This window comes from Larkinella insperata (genome assembly GCF_026248825.1).
In the GTDB taxonomy this organism is placed as follows: domain Bacteria; phylum Bacteroidota; class Bacteroidia; order Cytophagales; family Spirosomataceae; genus Larkinella; species Larkinella insperata.
Window position 1 is genome coordinate 5,619,055 of the sequence record NZ_CP110973.1, and the last position, 23,561, is coordinate 5,642,615.

Below are 23,561 nucleotides of genomic sequence, written 5' to 3' on the forward strand. Positions count from 1 at the left end.
CCCACCCCACAGTCCAGGCTGTGGGGTATTTTTTTGCGGGCGGGTTATGATTCAGGTAAGGTTGCTCCCAATTCATGTGCACCCCTTATCGTCATGGTTTGATTTTTGTATCTTTACCGCATGGCAACTGTGGTAAATCTGGAGACCCTGTACAAGTCGTTTGATCAGACGCTGCACCCGAATCGAACCGAGCTGGGGCATTTTACAATCTTCCGGATTGAGGACATGGTATGGTCCCGGTTAAAACCGTCTTCGTACAGCCGTCGCAATTATTTCAAGGTCAGCCTGCTCACCGGCCACAGCAAAATCCATTATGCCGATCAAAGCATCGAAATCCCGGAAAGCGCGCTGATTTTCACCAATCCGATCATTCCCTATCGCTGGGAACGCATCGACGAGCAACCCACTGGCTTCGTTTGCGTCTTTACCGAAGCCTTCTTCAGCCGGTTTGGCAGCATCCGGGCGTATCCGGTCTTTCAATCAGCCGACAACGCCGTCGTGCCACTTACCGCCGACCAACTGGAGCTCTTTCGTGAATTATTTCAGAAAATGGCCTTTGAACTACAGGGCAGTTATGTTTATAAGTACGACCTGCTGCGAAACCTCCTGCTGGAAGTGGTGCACGAAGCTCAGAAATTGCAGCCTGCGCTGGGCAGTCCGTTTTCGGCCTCCAATGCCGCCGAACGGATCACCGGCCTGTTTTCCGAATTGCTGGAGCGCCAGTTTCCGATTGAATTTCCGCACCAAACGTTGCTTCTGAAAACCCCTTCCGCTTTTGCCCAACACTTGCACATTCACGTCAACCACCTGAACAAGGCCCTGCGGGAAACCACCGGCCAGACCACCTCCCACCTCATCAGCAACCGCCTTTACCAGGAAGCCCGCGTACTCCTGAAAAGCACCAACTGGACCATCAACGAGATTGCCTGGAGCCTGGGGTTCGAAGAGCCCCAGCACTTCTCCAGCTTTTTCAAAAACCGATCAGGCGTCAAACCATCCACCTTCCGGCAAACCGAAGCCGATTGATTTCTGTAGTTTTTGCTTTCAAATCCGTATCCCGACCGACCAGAAACTTCCGAAATTTGTCGCATAAAAACGGATTTATGTGGACGAAAAATGAAATGCCCGATCAGACCGGTAAGACGGTTCTTGTCACCGGTGCCAATAGCGGTATCGGCTTTGAAACCGCCCTGGCCTTCTATGAAACCGGAGCGCACGTGGTGGTGGCGTCACGGGATGCGGCAAAAGTGGAAGAAGCCATAAAAAAGATGAAAGCCGTGGGGGGTTCTGGTACGCTGGAAGGAGAAATCCTGGACTTAGCCAGCCTGAACGCCGTTAACGTGTTTGCCGATGCGTTCACCGGAAAACACCATCATTTGCACATTCTGGTGAACAACGCGGGAGTGATGACGCCACCGGCCAGCAGAACGGAGGACGGTTTCGAACGGCAGTTCGGCGTCAACTTTCTGGGCCATTTCGCGCTAACGGGTTACCTGTATCCGCTGCTCAAACAGACGCCCGGCGCCCGGGTGGTGACGCTCAGCAGCGGAGCGCATAAACTGGTAGACGCCATCGACTTTGAAAACCTACGATTCGAAAAATCGTACGACGCCAACCGGGCGTATGCGGTCAGCAAGCTGGCAGACCTGCAATTTGCGCTGGAACTGCAACGGTGGTTTGAGAAAACCGGCGATCCGGTTCTTTCGACGGCCGCGCATCCGGGCGTCACCCAAACGGATTTATCCCGGCATATGTCGGAAGACACTCTGAAGGCGGCCCTGGCCCATTTTAAGCATTTGATGCCCGCCTGGCAAGGTGCTCTGCCGACCTTGTTTGCCGCCACCTCGCCCACGGTTAAAGGAGGTGATTACTACGGGCCGGACGGCGAAAACGAGCTGGTGGGATATCCGGCGCCGGCCCAGCTCAGTGCAGCAGCCCGGAACGAAGCAGCCGCGAAAACGCTTTGGGCGTATGCGCAACGGGTAACTGGCCTTTCCTATCCCACGGCTGATTCATCCAACGGTAGCGACAGGATGTCTTAACAACTGCGTTTGAAACGAAGCACTGTGTGGTTGGCCTTTCTCTCACCAGCAGCCGACATGAGCTCCCCACAGGAACAATTGCCCTTTCAGGCGGTTCTTAAGGGTAGAACAACAGGTCTGTACGACAGCCAGGAGCTTATGAGCAGTGCTTTTTTGAAAAACGAAACCGCCGACGCCCCGGTCGTTATCCCGACCCGGGCGCCGTTGCCACCGGGTACCCCCAATTACGTGACGCCCCGCGGTCTGGCGCTGCTGCGCGCCGAACTGACTGAACTGGAAGCCGAACACGCTCAGCTACAGGCCGCCGAGGTCAGCGACGAAAACGACCGGACCCGCCAGCTGGCCCTGCTGAACGGTCGGATCGCCAACGTAAACCAGCGCATCTCGAGCGCGAAAGTAGTGGATTCGCAGCACCTAGATGAAGTTCGCTTCGGGGCAACAATTGTGCTGAGAACCCAATCGGGTCCGCTGGCCGGAACGGAACGACGATTTACCATTGTGGGGGTAGACGAAGCCAACGCCACGCAGGGACTTATTGCGTTCACGGCCCCCATTGCCCGGGTTCTGCAAGGCAAACGAACGGGCGATATTGTCCCGTTCCGGACGGCCCAACGGGAGGAAAAGCTTGAGATTAAGGCGGTTTCTTACGATGCCTTCTCGGATTAACATCGTGCGGTTTCAGGCTGCATGACGCTAAAAAGCAGGTCGAACTGGTTTTAGTTTAGTGTGACCGAAACATCCGTAAACCGTCCGCGGTTATGCCTTAAGCCCTTCCAATCCGGCTGATCGTTGAATGACCACACCATCTCTACTCCGACTACTCTTTGGCCTGGCCCTCTCTCTTTTTTTAACGAATTGCCAGAAAACCGAACCGCAGGCGCCCCCCGCAACGGGTTTCGATCCCGCTATTCCGTCTTCCACTTCCTACCTGGCAGGACCAATTACGTTTACCATCCAGGAATTGCAGAAAAAAATCAACCAGGAACTTGATCCGGTTCTGGTGGGCAAAGGATCACCCGGCGGCAAAAAAGGCGGAGTGTTTCCGTTTCGGGTGGTGCGTTCGGGACCCGTCCGGATTCAGTACGTCAATAATCAGGTTCGATTTTCGGCCCCGTTGAGCCTGTTTGTCAGCACACCGTTTACTGACGCCGAAAAGACCGGTAACAAGCCGTTTTGCTCGTTGCACGTCAATTTTCAAAGCCCCTTGACCGTGACCCCGAACTGGCGGCTGGCCAGCAAGGTTCAGTTCACCGATTATGATTGGATTGTGGAACCCGAAATCCGGCTGTTGGGCAAGGAAATTTCGCTGACCAATTTCGCCAAAAACGTGCTCGACAGATACCAGTCGGCCATTGAGTCGGCCATCGATTCGGCGGTTTACAACGAACTGCGGCTGGATCAGATGGTGATGCCGATCTGGAAAAGCATTCAGAAACCATTGCTTATTGAAAAACAATACGGTCTCTGGCTGCTGCCCAAACCGGTTGCAGTGGAAGCCGGCCCCATCAACGGCGATTCCGTCAGGATTACCACCCATCTGCGCATCGCATTCGAAACCAGTACCAAACTGCAACCGCAGGAGCCGGAGCCCTCGAAGGTGCCGCTGCCCCAGTTGGAGAAAAAAGAGCAGGTATCCCAGATTTCGGATTTACGCATCACAAGCTTCATCCCGTACGCCGACATCAACCGGATGCTGGCCCGTTCGCTGAACGGAGAAAAAAAACTATTACTGGGCGCACTGACCATTAAAAAGGCGGCCGTCTACGGCGGGCAACGGTCGTTAATCGTCAAAACCGACGTAAGCGGACTGATCGACGGAACCATCTACCTGCGTGGTCGGCCAGCGTTCGACTCCACCAGCAATACCCTCAGCGTCAGAAACCTGGATTTTGACTCCGGAACGATCAGCGAATTGCCCCGGGCGGCCGGTTCGCTGGTGAAAGACGGTCTGGTGAAAGCGCTGGAAAGCTTCCTGACGGTACCGCTGGGCGGAGAAATGGAAAAGTTGCCGCAAAAAATCAATCAATCTTTCGAGAAAGGTGGTCCAGGCAAAAAGACCGATCTCGCCATCCAGTCCTTCCGGCTGACCCCTCAGCAGGTTGCCATTCGGCCCGACGGTATTCAGGCCCTCATCCTGGTTAAATCGAAGGTTGCGGTGAGGGTTCAGCAGTTATAAGTTCTACTGAAAGCCCTGGCTGATGAAAGCTAAGGCGTCCGGCAACCCCGTGCGCCAGTATTCCCATGTGTGGCCTCCGTTGCGCACCCGGTATTCGTGCGGGATGTTCCGGTTGCGCATCAGGGTGTGCAGATTGGAATTGCCCTCGTGCAGCAGCAGATCGTCGTCTCCGCAATCCAGATAAAACCGAACGGCGTTTTTCTGGGCTTCCGGTAAGTGCTGAACCAGGTAGAGAATGCTGTTCTTATTCCAGAAATCGCTGATGCGGTTGTCGCCCTCTTTCACCTCGCCCATCGCGGTCTGGTACCGGCGAAGGTATTCCTGATGCGGCATTTCCCGGATCTGCTGATCGGTGCGAACAGCCGCGCTCAGGGCCGCGCAGGAGCCAAACAGATCGGGATGGTGCAGGGCGTAGAGCAGCGACCCAAAACCGCCCATCGACAGGCCCGCTACGGCCCGAAACCGCTTTTCCGTCCGGCAACGATAGTTTTTCTCGATGTGCGGAACCAGCTCCCGGATGAAATAGTCCTCGTACTGGTATTTTCCGGCGGCATTGTTCATGTAAAACGTCATCTCCGCATCCGGCATCACCACAATCATGGGCGGTATTTTCCCTTCACGGACGGCCTGATCGACAAGGTGCTGCATGTTTCCCGACTGAATCCAGGCCGTTTGGGTGTCGCCCCCGCCGTGCAGCAGATACACGACCGGATAGGCGCGCTGGGATGTTTCGTACCCGGCGGGCAGGTAAAGCGCAAACTTTTTGTCTTTTTTGAGGATGGCGCTTTTAATGGTTAATTCTTCAAATACCTTGCTCTCCTGCGCAGCGGCAAGGAGCGGAAAGAGAAGACAGAATACGAGCAGTCGGAACATGGGGTAAAGCAGAAGATCGGATTGGGGCAAAGTTGTAAAAAATCCGGAAACAAACCCATCCGAATGGCAGTTTTCCGGAAATAACCCACGCACTATGGCATACCTACTTCTGGGGCTGACGGTTCTGCTGCTCGGCTGGATGGTCTGGAAATACCAGCGACGCAATCAACCGGTTAGCCCGGTCGTCCCGTCCACGAATTACGGCGACTTATTGCAGCAGCACGTTGCCTATTACCGCGCTCTGAGTGACGAGGATAAAACGGTTTTTGAAACGCGCGTCCAGCAGTTTTTAAGTCAGACCCGCGTGGAGGGCGTTGACACTACCGTCGATGACCTCGACCGGGTACTGGTGGCCAGCAGTGCCGTAATTACCATTTTCGGGTTCAAGAACTGGTCGTTTTACCGACTGACGACAGTGTTGCTGTACGAAGACCGGTTTAACACGGACTTCCAGACCACCGGCAAGGAGCGGAACATCCTGGGCATGGTGGGCGAAGGCGGGGCGCTGCAAAGCACGATGGTACTCTCCAAACCGGCGCTGCACGAGGGCTTTGCCAACGAAACCAGCAAGGAAAATACCGGCATCCACGAGTTTGTCCACCTCCTCGACCAGGTAGACGGTGCCACCGACGGCGCGCCCAACTACCTGCTGGACCGCAATAACATCAAACCCTGGCTGCAATTGATTCACGCCAGCATCGGCGAAATCAAAGCCAACCATTCGGACATTAACCCCTATGCCATGACCAACGAAGCCGAGTTCTTCGCCGTGGTTTCCGAGTATTTCTTCAAGCGCCCGGATTTGTTGCAGGAAAAACACCCGGAACTATTTGCGCGATTGGAAGAGATTTTTCAGCAGCGGCCCCTGGAGGGTGAAACGTCCGATAACCCCAATTGACATAACATCAATACCGAATTTGGTACCGCATCAGCATCAAGCCGTTGTCGTAGGTTTTTGAGTCTATTAATTCCAGCGCTGCTTTCGTCTGGCTGGACCCGAACAGCCGGACGCCTTCGCCCAGCACGACCGGATTCAGTTTGACCACGAGTTCGTCGATCAGGTGCGCATCCAGGAGTTTACCGGCCAGTTCGCCCCCGCCACACAGCCAGAGAGGCTTGCCGTCCTCGGCTTTGCGCTGCCGGATAAACGCTTCCTCACCCTCGCTCACGACCTGGATCAGATCATTCGGTTCAAAGGAAATGGATGTGGAGAAAATGTAATTCACCAGTTCCGGGTTCACCTGCGTGTACGCGGGCTGGCCTTTCTGCAACCCAAAAGCGTAACCCCATTCGTAAGTTTTCCGGCCCATCAAAACGGCACCGTAGGTTTGAATTCGCCCGAGAAAATCAGTAACAAACTCGCCTTCGGTCTGAAAACCGTCGATCGATCCGTCCGAATGAGCAATGTAGCCGTCGAATGAAGCCGCTACGTCATAAATCAGTTTCCGCATGTTTTTTAATTGCTAATTGCTCCAAGAGCAGCCGGTTTTCTGCCCACTGGCCGGACCGTACTCCCCTCATCCGGCGTGGGTAAGTTAACGAGAATTCAGGAATCAAACGCAAAACAACCCCTATTTCAACGGCCCAAGATTTGGAACCGTGAAACGGGGGTTGCGTTTGTCCACCTCTCCGGGCAATTCGGAAGTGAGGTTTGGGATGACGCCCTACGGCATGGCGGTCGAATACAACTGGTTGAACAGCATTTTGAAGGTTCCGTGGGCCTGCGCCCGGAACGTGATTTCCGGACCGAAAGCGTAGAGTTTGCCGGAACCCACGGGCGCCATAAAAGCCGCCACACCGTCCTGCAAATAAGCCTGCCCCCAGGCCCAGCCGCTGCGCAACGGCTTGTCGGTAGCAAACCAGGCCAGCGGCTTGACGAGCCCTTTCGAGACGGCATCCGGGGCCAGTTTGAAAACCGGGCTGGCGTCAAAATACACGTCCGTCTGGTTCGACAAGCCCCAGGTGGCCTGCTGGGTTGAATCGAGGCTGACCCGCAGGACACTGCCGGGAATGTAGTATTTTTCGTTGGGCAGCGGCCGCTCCATTCCGCCGTTCGTCATTTCCACCAGGGCGTTTTTTACCGGCAATCCCAGGTGTTGGGCCAGGTTAGTGCTGCTGCCGATGGTCACGATGTTACCGCCCGCTTCCAGGAATTTCTTCAGCTCCGGAATGGATTTATCGGCGGTGATCCGGCCCAGCCACGGCCGGTATTCGGCGGGCAATTCCTCGGCTTTGGGTCCCTGGCTGGACGAACCGCCCGTTCCGCTTCCCCCATTCGCGCTGACGGGTGGAATGGCCCGGGTCACGAACACAATGACGTCGAATTTCTTCCGCAAGTTCCCGGCATCAATGTCCGGGGCATACACCACCTGCATCGGGAAGTGGTACTGCTCCATCAGCCAGCGCACCCAGCCCGAAGCCATCGAACCGCCGTAGGTATCCCACAGGGCAATCCGCATCGGCTGAACCTTCACCATCGCCCCCGCCGGACGTTTGGCAACGCCCCTTACATCGAGCCCCAGCTCCCGGGCTGATTGATCCAGCAAGGACTTGGCTTTACCCGACGCCGGAACAAAAAACGCGCCCGCTCCCAGTTCCGGTTTGCCACTTATCCCATTCGGTAGCCGATATACGTCGGCGCCCGATTTCAGCAGATCGTTGACGGCGATGAAAGCGTTGTTGGCCTGGGCGCTCAGCGTGTAGCCCGCAACACTGCCCGCATCCATTTTCCCCTTCGTAACTTGCAATTCGCCGTAGGGCAACTTTTTAAACGGCCCGTCGAAACCGTCCAGTAGGCGGTCTACTTTTACGCCCATCTGGTAGGCCAGCGTCCAGCCAGCCGCGTCGTAAGGGCGGACCGGCGGGCCACCCGGATACTGAAAATCGTTGGGGTGGTCCTGCGGCTCAAACATGTCCAGCACGTGCGGCCGGAACGACTGATCGGTTTTTACCACGTACGAACCCGCCGGGTATTGTTTGCCCGCAACGGTAAAATCCGCCGTGGCCTCCTGCACCTGAATACCGGTTTTGATCAGGGCGTTGATAAACTTCACGGCCGTCGGAAAATCCGGCTGATCGGCGGAAATGATAAAGCCGCGCGGGTCGCGCAGGGCCGGATCTTTCAGCACGGCATCGTAATACTTCGCCGGAATTTCTGCCCCTCCGCGTGACGCTGTTGCCGAAGTGTTCTTCAAATCGGCCTGATAGGCCTGATTGATCGCATCAATGCGCCGGGGCGACAGAGTCCAGTAATCGGTGCTGCCGTGCTCGATGGCGTTTTTACCCATCCGGTAAATGTTATAGAGCAACTGGTCGCCGTGCCGGGCGGCATAATCGAGCGTCGCGTAATTGAGCGAAAGCGAATAGTCAATCGACTGCTTGAAGTGCCACTTCTGGGGCGTCACCGGGAACGGCGTGTTACCGTTGGGGATCAGGCGCTGCGGAACCAGCGGCACGGTTTCGGGCGTCGGGTTGCCGATGATTTCGGTCAGCAAACCGATCATGTTGTGAAAATGGGTCGTGGTGCGCAATCCGCCGTTGTACCAGGTCGAAAATACCGAGCCACCCAGGCGGGTAAAACCGGGCTTGTTTTCGGCGTTCAGGCGGTTGATCATGGCGGCCCCGAGCGCGTCAATGCCCGTAATCATCAGCGGTTCAAACACGTAGTTGAATGGGTCGCGGTAGGGCGGTCCGGCCAGCACCGACCCCGCCGGGCCGCGCTGGTGGTGGTTGTACATGATCTGCGGAATCCACTCGATAAACAATTGACGACCAATGTTCTGCGACTCCTTCATGTTCATGATGAAAAAGTCGCGGTTGTTGTCATGCCCGACGTATTTCTGGTAAAGCCGCGGCACGTGGTCGAGCGTCCGCTTCTCGGGCTTGGGCTCCCGCATGTACCAGCTGCTGACCAGCTCCTGCCCGTCGGGGTTGGCGTGCGTCAGCAGGATAATCACGTTATCCAGAATCCGCAGCGTTTCGGGGTCCTTGCGGCTCACCAACTGCCAGGCGGTTTCAATCAGTTGCATCGTGCCGACGGTTTCGGTGGCGTGTAACCCGCCGTCGATCCAGACCACGGCTTTGCCCTCGGCGGCCATCGCGCGGGCCTGCTCATCGGTGAGGCCCTCGGCGCGGGCCATTGTGGTCGAAATTTCCTTGTACCGATCGAGCTTTTTGAGGTTTTCGGGCGACGATACGATGATCATGTACTGGTGACGGCCTTCTTCCGTCAGGCCAATATCGACCAGCTTGGTCCGATCGGAAGCCGCCAGCTTTTTGAAGTACGCTTCGGTTTGGGTGTAGGTAGCGAGTTGGTAGTCATCGCCGATGTTGAATCCAAAATGCTCCCTGGGCGAAGGAATAGCCGGGTTCGCGCCCGACTGCGCCTGAACGGGAGTCAACTGAAAGGAAAGCAGGGCAATGAATACAGGTAAGAAAAGTTTCTTCATCGAAATCAGGGCTAGTTTGTCGAAAAGCGAATTAACTCAATTTCCTCGCACACCGGACAAACGGCAAACTATTATTTCACCGCGTATAAGGATCGCCCTATTTTTTATTGTAAAGTGCCGATTTCGAACTCCAATTCCACCCCGGGAAGTTCCGCCAGCATCTGTCTCAAGCCGTTACAGACACTGGCGGAAATGAGTTTACCGCTTGGGTCCCACCGAATCATACACGGTTACTTTTTCCCACAGCGAGGAGTAATCCTCCACAAATTTGAGGTGAATGGGGTGTTTCTGGTAAATCTCCTCATCCTCCAGGTTGTCGAAAAAGCACAGCCACGAAACCGCGTACGAACGCTCGATCACCGAACGGGTCGTGGGGGCGGGTTCGCCGATGTGAACCAGTTTAATGGTCGGCACTTTTGCCAGTTTGTTAAGTCCTTCGATCAATTTGGCTTTGTCGGCGGCACTGCCCGGATTTTTCAGGTAAAAATAAACATGGTGCACAAAGAGTTCTTTCGGGGCGTTGCCGACGATGGGTAAACTCAGGCCCAGACCGGCTCCGAGGCTGTTTTTGACAAATTTTCTGCGGGATTGCTCTTTCATAAAGGTTCGATGACGATCCAATCATTTGGTTGGATGAATAGCAAAAATGGCTAAGAATCGCCGAATTAACCAACATACCGTACATTTGCCGCATGGAAAATCAACCCAACCCCGCTTCTGTTCTGTCCAATCTGGGTATCGCGGCTCTCAATCCCATGCAGCAGGAAGCGCGGGACGTGATTTTGCGGCAGCAGGACGTGTTGCTACTCGCCCCGACCGGTTCGGGCAAAACGCTCGGCTTTCTGCTGCCCGTTCTGAAACTTCTGCGTCCCGATCAGCCCACTGTCCAGTGCCTGATTCTGACCCCAACCCGCGAACTGGCGCTGCAAATCGAATCGGTCTGGAAGAAAATGGGGACGGGTTTTAAAGCCAACGTCTGCTACGGGGGCCACCCAATGACCACCGAAATTCAGAACCTGACGCAGCCGCCCGCCGTGCTGATCGGCACCCCGGGCCGCATCGCCGACCACCTCTCCCGCAACACCTTCGACCCGACGGGCGTCCACACGATGGTGCTCGATGAATTCGATAAATCGCTGGAACTGGGCTTTCACGATCAGATGGCGTTTATCATCGGGCGACTCCGGAATCTGGAAAAACGGGTCCTGGTTTCGGCCACAGCCGGCATCACCATTCCGGATTTTACGGGCGTCCGTTCCCCGGGCCGGGTAAACTTTATTCCGGTAGAAGATCGCACCAACGGCTTGACGATCAAGCGAGTCGTCTCACCCGAAACCGATAAACCGGCCATCCTGATCCGGCTCATCGGATCACTCAACTCGGAGTCTGCCCTGATCTTCTGCAACCTGCGCGAAACCGCCGAACAACTCAGTACGGACCTGAACCGGCAAGGCATCCGGACGGCTTTTTACCACGGCGGACTGGAGCAGGACGACCGCGAGCGGGCGCTGATTCTCTTCCGCAACGGCAGCGTCCGGTACCTGATTACGACGGATCTGGCGGCCCGCGGGCTGGACATCCCCGAAATGAAGCACGTCATTCATTACCAGTTGCCCCTGCACGAACACGAGTTTGTGCACCGCAACGGCCGCACCGCCCGGATGCACGCAACCGGCACGGCTTACCTGATTCTGGGCCGGACCGAGGACCACCCCCGCTACGTTCCCGATTCGCTCGACGAACTCGTGCTGGCCGACCGCTACCCGTTGCCCGCACCGCCCGACTACCAGACCATCTACGTCAGTGGCGGCAAGAAAAACAAGCTTAACAAAGTAGACATTGTCGGCTTTTTCTCGCAGAAAGGCGGACTCGAAAAAGGGGATCTGGGCCTGATCGAGGTCAAGGATTTCAGCTCTTTTGCCGCCGTCCGAACGGCTAAAGTGGCCGGGCTGCTGGCGCGGGTGAAAGACGAGAAAATGAAAGGTAAAAAATACAAAATCGAAGTGGCGCGCTAAGTCCCTTTCATTTTTCGGCCACCTTCGTAAAATTCAGATCGTGGAAGTCGTAGCTGAAGTCGGTCATGGGGGAAATGGCTTTCATTTTCATGGAAGCTGGTTTTCCTTCGTAGTCCAGCCCGAACATCACAAAGGCGTCGGCTTCCAGACTCCGGTCGTTCCATTTGACCACGAAGGTGTTGCCCTTGTAAAAATACAATTCGCCGGTCAGGCGCGGGGAGCGCTTCGCAGTGAACAGCAGTTTTTCGTTTTCGACCTTGATCAACACATCGCCCAGCCAGTTGTCGTGGTAGGTTCCGGTGTAAAAATAAATCGGCGGTTTGGCGGCCGTTTTCTGTTGTTCGGCCTGTACGGTTTTCCAGACCTCAGTAGTTATCTGATCAGCCTCAGCGGTATTTTCGCGCATCTGGTCGCTGTACTCCTTCACCCGGTCGGTTCCGGTCATGCCGAAATAGCTATCTTTGATCTGGTTGGTGATGGCCGAAAAAGCCGCCCCGATCTGCTGGTTGGTCAGCACAATAATTCCTAACTTCAGCTCGGGCAGCAGCGTCACCTGGGTTACCATGCCCGGCAGGCCACCCGTATGCGATGCCTGTTTGTAGCCCTTCACATCACTCAAAAACCAGCCGAGGCCATAAGCACCGAAATGGGTGTTATAAGGACCGGGATTTCGCACTGGAATGATCGTCTGCGGGGTCCACATTTCATCATGCATGGTTTTGCTGAACAGCGTTTTCGACAGTCCATCGCCGTATTTGCCGCCGTTGAGTTGCATCATTACCCATTTACTCATGTCGTTGATGCTGCTGTAAATGCCCCCGGCCGAGTTGCCAACCTCGAGCGTCCCCCGCTTGATCACCTGCAACTTACCGTCGATCACCGCGTGGGCGTCGATGATATTCGACTGGTTTTTCGGCAGGCGCGAGAACGAACCCCGGCTGGCTTCCATCTGGAGCGGCTGCATGATGCGGGTTTCCACAAACTCCTCCCAGCTTTTACCCGAAACCCGTTGCACCACTTCCCCGGCCACCATGTACAGCAGATTATCGTAGTCGTATTTGGTGCGGAACCCCGACACCTGTTTGAGATACCGCAGGTTGTGAATCACATCTTTCAGCGTAAAATCGCTGGAATCGGGAAAAAACATGAGATCGCCCGCGCCGAGGCCCATGCCGCTGCGGTGGGTAAGCAGGTCGCGAATGGTGAACTCTTCGGTTACGTAGGCGTTGTAAAGCCGAAATCCGGGGATATGGTCGATCACCTTGTCGTCCCAGGTCATTTTTCCTTCGTCGATCAGGATGCCGAGAGCGGCCGCCGTGAAGGCCTTGCTGTTGGAAGCAATGCCAAACAGCGTGTTGCCGTCCACCTTCTGGTTTGACTTCAACGAACGAACACCGTACCCTTTGGCGTGAATCACTTTCCCGTCTTTAACCACGGCCACCGCCATGCCTGGCACCTCAAAAGCTTGCATGGATCGGTCGACCAACCGATCAATCTGGGCGGAGGTGATGGGCTGGGCCGAAATCCGATCCAAAAAGAGAAACTGAAGGAGCAGAAAAGCGAGAAAAGGTAGCCGTGCGTTCATAGCGGAAGGTTTGAAAACCGCCAAAGATAACGCATTTGCCAAAAAACCCGCGAGTCCAACGGACTTACCCTGAACTAACCCCGGGTTATACCCGGGGTTCTGGAGTGGTGGGAATGAGATGCCTCTCCCCACCGTCAGCTTACTTGCCGCCGGGCCGGGTGGGCCGCACCTCAATTTTGCTGGGCAGCGTCCGGGCGGGCAGGTGAATCAGGTCGGCAACAATCTGGCCGATGTCTTCGGGCTGGATCTTCCAGGCGTCTTTCTCGCTCGGTTCGTGGTTGTTGAAGTACGAAGCCACCGAACCGGGCATGATCGTAGTAACTTTAATGCCCTCGTTGCGCAAATCCAGCATCAGCGCCTGCGTAAACCCGACCAGACCGAACTTGCTGGCGTTGTAGGCCGTGCCGTTTTCAAAGAAGTTCGTTCCGGCCAGACTCGCGATGGTGATGAAGTACCCTTCCGATTTTTTCAGCTCGTCCAGCGTCGCCTTGATGGAATAGAAAACGCCGGTCAGGTTGATGTCAATCGTTTCGGTCCACTGCTCGGGAGTCAGTTCCTGAACGGGGGCAAAATGACCGACGCCTGCGTTGGCCACGACGTAATCCAGACGGCCCCATTTCTGCACGATGGCATCCACGGCCCGCTGCTGCGACACCAGATCGCGCACGTCGGCGGCAATCCCGAGGGCGTATCCGTCTTTGATTTGGTTCAGCGAAGCCGCGGCTTCTTCGGCACTTTCCTGCGAGCGGCTGGTGATGGCCACCCGAATACCGTCTTTGATCAGCACTTCCGCAATGCCGTATCCGATCCCTTTTGATCCGCCGGTAACAAGGGCGGTCTTAATTGTTTCTGCCATAATTCTGAAAAGAAAAAATCGTAGAGGCTTTGTAGCGCTCACAGAGTTAACCCGGTGCCCGTTCGAAAGTTTGCCCCGGGCCGCTTCTATCGTCGAACTCCCTATTTACCGGCAGAAGCAGCAACTAAAGCCGAGTTGCAAAAAGGCCTCGTTTTATCAACAATACATTCACTATGAGCAGTATTCTCCAAATAAAATTGCATCATTAGAAAGAAACTCAAAATTTTTCCAAAAACCGTTTAGGGATTTTCCCGACTTAATCGCCTATTGACAAAAGCAGCACGTCTGGGTCATGTACAAGCGCATTACGGATGAACAGTTGGTGGATTCCCTCCAGAAAGGCGACGAAAAAGCCTTTGAGGAAATTTACCATCGCTACTGGTACCGGCTCTACAAGATTGCCTTTTACGAAACGGGCACCCGCGAAGAAGCCGAAGAACTGGTGCACGACGTTTTCGAGCATCTGTGGCAGAAACGCCGGGAATCTCCAATTCGGCACCTGAGCGCCTACCTGGCGGTTTCGGTCAAACACCGGGTGACCGACTACATCAAATCCTGCATCACCCAGCGCAAATACCGTGAATACCTGATTTTACACGAACTCCAGCAGTCCAACGCCACCGACGACAGCGTGCAATTCTCGGACCTCGCCCGGCTGGTGGACGATGCGCTGAAGAACCTGCCGGAGAAAACGTCGGAAGTATTCCGGCTGAGCCGCTTCGAAAACCAGTCCGTCCGCGACATTGCCCGGAAGCTGAACCTCTCGGAAAAAGGCGTGGAATACCACATCACGCAATCGCTGAAAGTGATCAAACACCACCTGAAAATATACCAATCCGATAATTGAGTTGTCCCACACACCGCAATGAATCAGTACGATTTTGATCAGTTGTTACAAAAGTACCTGGCTGGGCAATGCAGCCCGGAGGAGGAAGAGCAGGTGCTGAGGTGGTCGGCCCACGTGCTGAACGACGAGCGCGAACCACTCACGACCGGCGAGCAGCAGGAAACCCGGAAGCGGCTCTGGAATCATTTGCAGGCATCGGCGCGGACGAAGTCTTACCGCCTACCCTGGCAGCAACTGGCGCTGGCGGCTGTTGTGGTGCTGGTTTCGGGACTGGCTTACTTCTTCTACCGCTCCCCGAAAAACCCGCCAAACCGTCCCACGACAGCTCATCTGTCCGCCGAACCAGCCGCCAAACCGTTTGCGCCGGGCGGTTATGTGGTCACGAAAAACACCTCGTCTTTGCCTCTTGACGTGACGCTGGAAGACGGCACGGTGATTTCGCTCAAAAAGAACAGTCTGCTGAGTTATCCGCGGCATTTCGACGCCAAAAATCGGAAGGTGATGCTGGAAGGCGGGGCGTTTTTTAAGGTCAAACGGGATGTATCACGGCCTTTTCTGGTTTACACCGGCGAACTGGTTACGCAGGTGCTGGGAACGAGCTTTACGGTGGAATCGTACCGTCATGCCAAAACGATCGAGGTGCAGGTGGTGTCGGGCCGGGTGTCGGTCTACGAAAACAGGCGGCAGTCGGTCCAGAACCGCAACGGCATGATTCTGAATCCGAATCAGAAAATCACTTTCGACAAAACCGCCAAAAAGCTGGTGGCCGGGCTGGTGGCCGCCCCCCTGATCATCGAACCACCCCGCGAAAAAAGCGAGCTGGTTTTCGAGGAAATGCCGTTGCCGCGCGTGCTGGAAGCCCTGCAAAAAGCCTATCAAATCGAGATTATCTCGGAAACGCCCGCGCTGGAAACCTGCGTGTTCACCGGCAACCTCAACGACCTGTCGCTCCACACCCAGCTTATGTTTATCTGCAAATCCGTCAACGCCAGCTACGAACTCCGGGGCACCACCTTCTTCGTACGGGGCGATGGCTGTTACTAAACGAATCCTTTTCACGACCCATCCGCCCATGTAAAAGTCCCGCCCGTTCCACAAAAAAAGCCAATCATGCTGGTAACATGATTGGCCCGTTGCGCTCCGGCCCAAACGCCAATTCAACGCCGGATACGCCCTGTTTCTGAGTCTGTTAACATCAAAAACCCTTAAAATTATGCAAAAAAGTTTATCCCTACGTCATTGCGTGATGAAGAGTATGCAAATTGCTGTTGCCCAGGTGCTGCTGTCGGCCCTGTTCTGTAGCCTGTCGTTTGCGTACGACAGCCACGCGCAGGAAATTCTGCGAAAAGAGGTTTCGCTCAAAATGGAATCCGTGGAGGTGAAGCAGATCCTGAACCAGATTGAGAAACAGACCAACATCAAGTTTGTCTACAGCTCCAACAGCATCCGCTCCCACCAGAAAACGTCCATCAACGTGTCAAAGAGCCAGCTCGCCAGGGTGCTCGACGAGCTGCTGACGCCCCTTAACATTGCCTACGATGTGGTCGATACGCACATTCTGCTGCACCGGAAAGCTCCCGAAAAAACGCCCGTCCCCAGTCGGGCGGGCCTGCTGAACCTGAAAGGCCGGGTGACCGACGAGAAAGGCGGGGCCATGCCGGGCGTCAGCATCGTGGTGAAAGGCACGCAAACCGGTACGACCACCAACGCCGAAGGGCGGTATTCCCTCGACCTGCCCGACGGCAATGCGGTCCTGATTTTCAGCTTCGTGGGGTACAAGGCGCAGGAAGTTCAGGTGGGCGGCCGGACGGATCTTACGGTGCAACTCGAACCGGAAGCGATGGCGCTCAACGAAGTGGTCGTAACGGCTTTGGGCATTGCCAAAGACAAAAAAGCCCTGACCTACGCCGTCACCGAAGTAAAAGGCAGTGACTTTACGCAGGCCCGCGAAGTCAACCTGGGCAACGCCCTGTCGGGCCGGGTTGCCGGGGTCAACGCCACCAGCACGGCCAACGGCGCGGCCGGTTCCAGCCGGGTCATCATCCGGGGAAACGGTTCGTTAAGCGGTGACAACCAGCCGCTTTACGTTGTCAACGGTATTCCGATCAACAACACCAACCAGGGATCACCGGGTACCTACGGCGGCACCGACAAGGGCGATGGATTGCTCAGCATCAACCCCGACGACATTGAAAACATCTCGGTACTGAAAGGCGGAACGGCCGCGGCCCTGTACGGTTCGCGGGCGGCCAACGGGGTGATTATCATCACGACCAAATCCGGCAAAGGGCAGAAAGGGCTGGGCGTCGAACTGGCGTCTACCTACACCGCCGAGCGGCCCCTCTCCTTCCCCGACTGGCAGTACGAATACGGATCGGGTTCGCGGGGGGTGAAACCGACGACGCAGGCCGAAGCCATTGCCAACGGCCGGACCTCGTGGGGGGCGAAACTGGACGGCTCATCGGCCATGCAGCCCGACGGCGTGGCCCGCCCGTACGTAGCGCAGCGCGACAACGTGAAAAACTTCTACCAGACCGGGAGCACTTTCAGCAACACGCTCGCGATCAGTGGCGGCAACGAAACCACCAACTTCCGGTTTTCGGCGTCTAACATGGACAACAAGGGCATTGTCGAAAATTCGTCCGTCAACCGCAAAACATTCAGCCTGAGCGCCAACTCCACACTGGCCAAGAAAGTGGTTTTTGAGGGCAATGTGCAGTACAACCTGGAAACCGTGAAAAACCGAACCTACGTGGCCGACTTTACCAAAAACCCCAACGCTTCGGTGCAGTTGGCCGCTACGAGCCTCGACATTCGGACGCTGGCACCGGGCTACGACGACCGGGGCTACGAAACGCTCTGGAACGATTACGTTTTTGTAGCCAATCCGTATTTTGTGGTAAACAAAGTCCGCAACCAGGACGACCGTCGTCGGGTGATCGGTTCGTTCAGCACGCGGTACAACCTCACGGATTTCCTGTACATCCGGGGTCGGCTGGGCATCGACCAGTTCACCATTGAGGGCAACGACATTACGCCCACCGGGACGGCCTACAACAACCAGGGCGAGATGAGCACCCGGCGCATCAACACCTCCGAGAGCAACGCCGAAGCCATTCTGGGGTTCAACAAAGAGTTTGGCCGTTTTTCGGTCAGTGCGCTCGTGGGCGGCAACAAAATGGTGAATACGTCGAGTGGGGTAACGGCTTCAAGCGGTCGGTTCAACGTGCCGTTCAACTACTTTATCACCAACGGGAGCAGCCAGCAGTACACCGAAAGTTTCCGGAAGTTTGGCATCAATTCGGTGTTCGGTTCGGCGGATATTGGTTACAACAACCTGCTGTACCTGACATTGACGGGTCGGCAGGACTGGTTCTCGACGCTCTCCGCCGACAACAACACGCTGTTTTATCCGTCGGTGGGTTTGAGCTACGTCCTTTCCGACGCCCTGAAAGCCAAGCCGTCGTGGATGGATTATGCCAAAGTCCGGGCGTCGTGGGCGAAAGTGGGTGGCGGGGCCCCCGATCCGTACGGTCTGACGCTGGCCTATGCCGCGCCCTCGCAGTCGCACCTGGGCCAACCGCTTATGCTCATCAGCGGAAACACCATTCCCAACAGCGCCCTGAAACCGTATACGTCTACCACCACCGAACTTGGGATTGAAACCCGCCTGTTCCGCAACCAACTGGGCGTGGACCTGACGGTGTACGACCGCACCACCACCGACGACATCGTCCGGGCCACGGTGCCGTTTTCGTCCAGCTACACCAACGTTTCGCTGAACGTCGGTAAGGTTCGCAACCGGGGCATCGAGCTGCTGCTGACGGGCACGCCCCTCCGGCTTTCGAACGGTTTTCGGTGGGATGTGAGCTACAACATGGCCTACAACGAAAATACCGTGGTTACCATCGCGGACGGGTTGAAAAGCCTGGCTCTGCCCGGTGCTACGGCCCGAACGCAGAACGGTTTTATCTACCACTTCGAAGGAATGCCTTTCGGGATGATCGCGGGTTACCGGGCCAGAACCGACGCCAACGGCAAGGTGGTCTACAACGCAGCCAGTGGCCTGCCGCTTCAGAGCCCGTTTATGCCGCTAGGCCGGGGTGTGCCGCCCCTGACGCTGGGTTTGACCAACACCTTCAGCTATAAGAACTTCTCGCTCAACTTCCTGCTCGACGGCAAATTTGGCTCGAAACTCTACGTGTCGACCAACGCTTACGCGACCAACTACGGATTGCACCAACGGACGGTGGAGAACGGCATCCGGGAAACGGGCGTAACGGTAACGGGCGTGGATCCGGAGGGCAACCCGCTGACTAAAACCATCGACGCCCAGACGTATTTTCAGGGAACGGCTTTTTCGATTACCGACGATTATGTGTCCGACGCCGGGTTTGTCAAATTTCGGCAGTTGATCTTGGGCTATTCGCTACCCCGGACGGTTTTGGCCAAAACCCCGTTCCAGTCGGCCAGCCTCTCGTTCGTGGCCCGGAATTTACTGCTGCTCTACAGCCAGGTTAAGAACGTGGATCCCGAGTCAAACTACAGCAGTTCGAACGCCCAGGGGCTGGAAAATTTCGGGGTGCCGCCCACCCGCAGTTTTGGTCTGAACCTGCTGGTCCGGTTCTGACCTCCGCCGGTTGTTCACTCACTTAATCCCAGAAACCACCATGAATTCCCTAACGAAACTTCTGAAAAACCATACGCTGAAAATTGCCTTCGTGAGCGCCCTGGCCCTGTCGTCCTGCGACCAGGGGTTCGAAGAAATGAACACGAATCCGAACGCCTTTACGGACCCGGTCATCAGCAGTTTGTTTTCCAACAGCCTGATCAAAACCGCCGGTGACGGGGACAACAACACGCTCTATGCCAACTCCAAACTGTCGGGCTGCTTCGTGCAGTACTTTTCCTCACTGAATCCCTGGCAGTGGACCGGCGATAAATACCTCTACAAACAGGATTACAACAAGGGGCTTTTCGAAACGGCCTACAGCAGCGAGCTGAAGGAAACCGCCCAGATCATCGACCTGGTAAAAGACAAGCCCGAGCTTTCCAATTACTTAGCCGTGGCTCGCATCTGGCGCGTCTACATCCTGCACCGCGTAACGGACATGTACGGCGACATTCCCTACACCCAGGCCGGACAGGGTTACACCGACGCCATTTATAAACCGGCTTACGACACCCAGTCGGAGATTTATCCGGCCATGCTGAAGGATCTGGAGGACAACGCGCTGGCGCTGGACGCGGCCAAAACCACCTTCGGCAACGCCGATTTCATTTACAAAGGCGATGTGACGAAATGGAAACGGTTTGCCCATTCGCTGATGCTCCGGCTCGGGATGCGGCTCACGAAAGTAGATCCGGCGCTGGCCCAGACCTGGGTTAAAAAAGCAATTGCGGGCGGGGTCATGCAGAGCAACGCCGACATCGCTAAGCTGGATCACACGGGCGGTTCGGCCAACAACTGGAACGTGGATGCCTACCTGCTGCAGGGCGGTGAAGGCGTGCCGCCCTCGGCCCAGGGCAAAGGGTACTCCAAACTGAGCAAAACGTTTATCGACTACCTGAAAGCGACCAAAGACCCCCGGATGCCGTTCTACGCCACGCTCTGGCAGGGCAACGCCGACGCGTCGAAACTGCCGCAAACCACGGCCCCCGACGTGCAGAAGGGCCTGCCCAGCGGCTACGATTACACAACGATCAAGTCGCTGATTCCAAACTGGACCGACAACATGCAGGCCGAATACTCCGAAATCAATATCCACACCATCGCCAGTTTATCAACGCCAACGATTTTCCAGTCGTACGCGGAAGTGTCGCTTCTGCTGGCCGAAGCCGCGCTGCGGGGCTGGAGCACCGACGATGTAAAGACGCGCTACGAGAATGCCGTCCGGGCGTCGATGGAATCCGAAACGCTGTATCCGGGTGGCCTGAGCATTTCACCGGCCGCCATCACCGCCTACCTGACCGCCAATCCGTTCGCCGGAGGTAGTTTTGAAAAGCAGATGGAGCAGATTCACAACCAGTTCTGGGTGTCGATGTTCATGACCAACGTGGAAGCCTACGCCAACTGGCGCCGGACTGGCTACCCCAAACTGACGCCCACCAATTACGCAGGCAACGAAACCGGCGGTACCATTCCCCGGCGGCTGCGCTACCCCGAATCGGAAGCCAGCCTGAACACCGATGCCTACACTGCCGCCGTGCAGAAGCAAGGCCCGGATTTGTTCACGACCCGCGTCTGGTGGGACAAATAACGCCTGGCCAGCCCGTTCACCGGTCAGTATTCGCACGAATACTGACCTTTTTTTTAGCTAGTTTTGAGCCGTTGTTAGCCTTTTTTCCATCGCGACCCAACCATCCGAACCCATGAAACCGTTCCTGCTGCTGATCTTTCTCGGTGTTTTTATCCAGCCCTCTCTGGCCCAAACCATTCCTTCGAAGGTCTATTCCTGGAGCAAAGCGCCGGTTACAAAGTACGCTGGTTACGAAGAACGGACGCTGGTGGAGGGCACTACGCGGGATTTCAACGACTTCAGCGTCCACGGCGTTACGCTTTTTGCCAACCAGCCGGAACCACCCGCCCAGATTGTGGACGACGAAATTCTGGTGATTGTTAAGGAAGGTGAATTGACCGTCACGCTGGGCGAGCGAATCAAAACGCTGGGGCCCGGCAGCGTGGTGCTGGTGGTACCGGGCGATGCGCACCGGTTTACCAACAAAAGCACTAAACCGGTGACCTACTTCGTGATACGGTATACCTCCAAGGAAGTGCCGGACCTGGACCTGACCCGGATGGCGGGCGGCTCGTTCTGGATCGACTGGACCACCGTGCCCTATAAACCCCACGACAAAGGCGGCATCCGGCGGATGTTCGACCAATCGACGGTCATGTGCAAACGCTTCGAAATGCACGTCACCACCCTGAATCCGGGCCTGTGGAGCCACCCGCCCCACACCCACCGGGCCGCCGAAATCCTGCTGCTAATCGAAAATACCGCCCAGGAAAGCATCGACGGAGTACTGCATCCGGCCGAAGTCGGCGACATCATTTTCCTGGAATCCAACGTCTCCCACGGCATCCAGAATACGGGTTCCAAACCGTGTACCTACTTCGCGTTCCAGTTCGAGTAACGGCTTTCCCTCATCCCCGCGTTAGTTTTCGCATCAACGCGACGCTTTGTTCCAGCTCGGTTTCCGTACTCGACGCGAAGCCCAGCCGCGTGCTGTTGAGCGATTGTCCGGGCGGGTTGTGGGCCAGTCCGTCGGCGAACGTCAACCCTTCCCGCCGGGCTTTTCCGGCCAGTTCTTTCAGGTCAATGTTGGGGTCAAAACGCGCCCAGACCGCCAGGCCACCCTCCGGTTTGGCGAACTGTACCACGCCGTTCAATTCGTTTTCTAGCAGGGAACAGAAGTGTTGACAACGGGCCGCGTAGGCCAGGTGGGCTTTTTTCAGATGCCGTCGCAGGTCGCCGTTGCGAAATAACTGCCCCACCGCAAATTCGAGCATGGTGTCGCCCTGCCGGTCGATGATCCGGCGCAGACGGGCCAGTTCATCAATGACGGCTTCCGGAGCCACCACGTACCCAATCCGAAACGCCGGAGCCACCGACTTCGACAGCGAGCCGACGTAAATCACCATGCCGTGCGGATCGGCACTGGCCAGCGGCAGAATCGGGCGACGGAGGTAGTGAAATTCGTAATCATAATCGTCTTCCAGAATCGCAAAACCGTGCTGCCGGCTGAGTTGCAGGAGCCGCAGCCGGCGGTCGGGCGGCATCGTTACGGTGGTCGGGTAATGGTGGTGGGGCGTCACATACACCAGCCGAACCGACCGACGCCCGCAGATGTCGGCCAGAGCCTCCACGTCCATCCCGTGCTCATCGACGGGAACCGTCAGCAGGTTGGCACCGGTTTGCCAAAAATTCATGTTGGCCCCCGACCAGTTGGTTTCGCCCACCACGGCGCTCTGGCCCGGTTCCAGCAGCAAGGTGCTCGCCAGATGGATGCCCATGATGCTGCCCCGCACCAGCAAAATGTTGTCCGGCGTGGTCTGGAGCGCCCGGGTTTCATTCAGAAAAACCGATAGTTCTTCCCGCAATAGCCGGTTGCCTTTCGGGTCGCCGTAGCCAAAATGCTGCTGCGGATTGCCCCATTGAAAATACGAGCGGTAGGCCCGGGCCAGTTCGTCCATGGGGGCCATCCGAATATCCGGAAAACCGTCGTCCAACCGCAGGCCGTCGTTCATGAGCAACAGGGGCCGGGCCAGGTGCGCTCGCCGGACGAACGAATAACCGGGTTCCGCTGGGCCTTTTTGCCCGTCATTTCTTTTGTCAATGGGCTTTGGCAACACCAGCGGCAACTGACCCGCCACAAACGTACCGCTGCCCGCCCGCGCTTCGAGCCAGCCCTCCGCCAGCAGTTCATCGTAGGCGGCAATGACGGTTTTGCGGTGGAGCTTCAGCAAATCAGCCAACTGGCGCGTACCCGGCAACTTCTGTCCCGTTGGCAATACCCCTTCGCCAATCAGTTGCCGGATTTGCCCGGCCAGTTGCAGAAACACCGCCGTTTGGGCGGATTTATCAAGGGCAATCAGGGATTTGAACGGCAGCATACCGGACTACTGGTTTTTCAAAAACTGGACGATTTGACTAGCCCGGCAAAATAGCACTTTTGCCGCACGAACCGTAACAACAGGTACGAAAATCATTTCCCA

At 56.3% G+C, this 23,561-nt stretch carries 18 protein-coding genes; 11 read left to right on the top strand and 7 right to left on the bottom strand.

Annotated features, from left to right (window positions below):
• The first annotated feature begins 120 nt into the window (after positions 1-120).
• The 4 genes from OQ371_RS22590 (at position 121) to OQ371_RS22605 (ending at position 4,218) form a co-directional block, all read left to right on the top strand.
• Entirely contained in the window at positions 121-1,026 is a 906-nt protein-coding gene (locus OQ371_RS22590) for a helix-turn-helix domain-containing protein (protein ID WP_265990596.1), read from the top strand.
• A gap of 77 nt (positions 1,027-1,103) precedes the next feature.
• Positions 1,104-2,042 (top strand): oxidoreductase, encoded by a 939-nt coding sequence (locus OQ371_RS22595; protein ID WP_265990597.1) that lies wholly within the window; start codon positions 1,104-1,106, stop codon positions 2,040-2,042.
• 57 nt (positions 2,043-2,099) lie between these two features.
• Positions 2,100-2,708, top strand: coding sequence for a GreA/GreB family elongation factor (locus OQ371_RS22600; protein ID WP_310586592.1), 609 nt, complete (start codon positions 2,100-2,102; stop codon positions 2,706-2,708).
• Between the two features lie 127 nt (positions 2,709-2,835).
• Positions 2,836-4,218, top strand: a complete 1,383-nt coding sequence (locus OQ371_RS22605) for a DUF4403 family protein (protein WP_265990598.1) — start codon at positions 2,836-2,838, stop codon at positions 4,216-4,218.
• A 3-nt stretch (positions 4,219-4,221) separates the two neighbouring features.
• Here the strand turns inward: OQ371_RS22605 and OQ371_RS22610 are convergent, their stop codons facing one another.
• Positions 4,222-5,091: an alpha/beta hydrolase gene (locus OQ371_RS22610; RefSeq protein ID WP_265990599.1), complete on the bottom strand. Its 870-nt coding sequence runs from the start codon at positions 5,089-5,091 to the stop codon at positions 4,222-4,224.
• 94 nt (positions 5,092-5,185) lie between these two features.
• On the opposite strand from OQ371_RS22610, the gene OQ371_RS22615 reads away from it, so the two are divergent.
• Complete coding sequence (locus OQ371_RS22615; RefSeq protein WP_265990600.1) at positions 5,186-5,989, top strand: M90 family metallopeptidase; 804 nt, start codon at positions 5,186-5,188, stop codon at positions 5,987-5,989.
• 7 nt (positions 5,990-5,996) lie between these two features.
• On the opposite strand, the gene OQ371_RS22620 is transcribed toward OQ371_RS22615, so the two are convergent.
• From OQ371_RS22620 to OQ371_RS22630, 3 genes are all read right to left on the bottom strand, one after another.
• The gene (locus tag OQ371_RS22620; protein ID WP_265990601.1) at positions 5,997-6,542 is read right to left on the bottom strand and encodes a dihydrofolate reductase family protein; all 546 of its coding nucleotides are present in this window, start codon (positions 6,540-6,542) and stop codon (positions 5,997-5,999) included.
• A gap of 213 nt (positions 6,543-6,755) precedes the next feature.
• The gene (locus OQ371_RS22625) at positions 6,756-9,539 is read right to left on the bottom strand and encodes a M14 family metallopeptidase (RefSeq protein ID WP_265990602.1); all 2,784 of its coding nucleotides are present in this window, start codon (positions 9,537-9,539) and stop codon (positions 6,756-6,758) included.
• Positions 9,540-9,737: 198 nt separating this feature from the next.
• Positions 9,738-10,139 carry a Dabb family protein gene (locus tag OQ371_RS22630; protein ID WP_265990603.1) on the bottom strand — a complete coding sequence of 134 codons (402 nt, stop codon included), beginning with the start codon at positions 10,137-10,139 and terminating at the stop codon, positions 9,738-9,740.
• Positions 10,140-10,231: 92 nt separating this feature from the next.
• Here OQ371_RS22630 and OQ371_RS22635 point away from each other — a divergent pair, with 92 nt between their 5' ends.
• Positions 10,232-11,554, top strand: a complete 1,323-nt coding sequence (locus OQ371_RS22635; protein WP_265990604.1) for a DEAD/DEAH box helicase — start codon at positions 10,232-10,234, stop codon at positions 11,552-11,554.
• 7 nt (positions 11,555-11,561) lie between these two features.
• Here the strand turns inward: OQ371_RS22635 and OQ371_RS22640 are convergent, their stop codons facing one another.
• Together OQ371_RS22640 and OQ371_RS22645 are read right to left on the bottom strand one after the other, a co-directional pair.
• A complete protein-coding gene (locus OQ371_RS22640; RefSeq protein ID WP_265990605.1) occupies positions 11,562-13,139 on the bottom strand; it encodes a serine hydrolase in 1,578 nt (525 codons plus the stop codon).
• A 139-nt stretch (positions 13,140-13,278) separates the two neighbouring features.
• Positions 13,279-13,995 carry an SDR family oxidoreductase gene (locus tag OQ371_RS22645; protein ID WP_265990606.1) on the bottom strand — a complete coding sequence of 239 codons (717 nt, stop codon included), beginning with the start codon at positions 13,993-13,995 and terminating at the stop codon, positions 13,279-13,281.
• Positions 13,996-14,287: 292 nt separating this feature from the next.
• On the opposite strand from OQ371_RS22645, the gene OQ371_RS22650 reads away from it, so the two are divergent.
• The 5 genes from OQ371_RS22650 (at position 14,288) to OQ371_RS22670 (ending at position 21,979) form a co-directional block, all read left to right on the top strand.
• Positions 14,288-14,842, top strand: a complete 555-nt coding sequence (locus OQ371_RS22650) for an RNA polymerase sigma factor (RefSeq protein ID WP_265990607.1) — start codon at positions 14,288-14,290, stop codon at positions 14,840-14,842.
• A gap of 18 nt (positions 14,843-14,860) precedes the next feature.
• Positions 14,861-15,886 (top strand): FecR family protein, encoded by a 1,026-nt coding sequence (locus OQ371_RS22655; protein ID WP_265990608.1) that lies wholly within the window; start codon positions 14,861-14,863, stop codon positions 15,884-15,886.
• Between the two features lie 211 nt (positions 15,887-16,097).
• On the top strand, positions 16,098-19,472 hold the full coding sequence (locus tag OQ371_RS22660; protein ID WP_265990609.1) for a SusC/RagA family TonB-linked outer membrane protein: 3,375 nt from the start codon (positions 16,098-16,100) through the stop codon (positions 19,470-19,472).
• Between the two features lie 40 nt (positions 19,473-19,512).
• A complete protein-coding gene (locus OQ371_RS22665; protein ID WP_265990610.1) occupies positions 19,513-21,102 on the top strand; it encodes a SusD/RagB family nutrient-binding outer membrane lipoprotein in 1,590 nt (529 codons plus the stop codon).
• Between the two features lie 112 nt (positions 21,103-21,214).
• On the top strand, positions 21,215-21,979 hold the full coding sequence (locus OQ371_RS22670; protein WP_265990611.1) for a cupin domain-containing protein: 765 nt from the start codon (positions 21,215-21,217) through the stop codon (positions 21,977-21,979).
• A 10-nt stretch (positions 21,980-21,989) separates the two neighbouring features.
• Here OQ371_RS22670 and OQ371_RS22675 read toward each other — a convergent pair whose 3' ends face one another.
• Positions 21,990-23,459 (bottom strand): aminotransferase-like domain-containing protein, encoded by a 1,470-nt coding sequence (locus OQ371_RS22675; RefSeq protein WP_265990612.1) that lies wholly within the window; start codon positions 23,457-23,459, stop codon positions 21,990-21,992.
• Between the last annotated feature and the right edge of the window lie 102 nt (positions 23,460-23,561).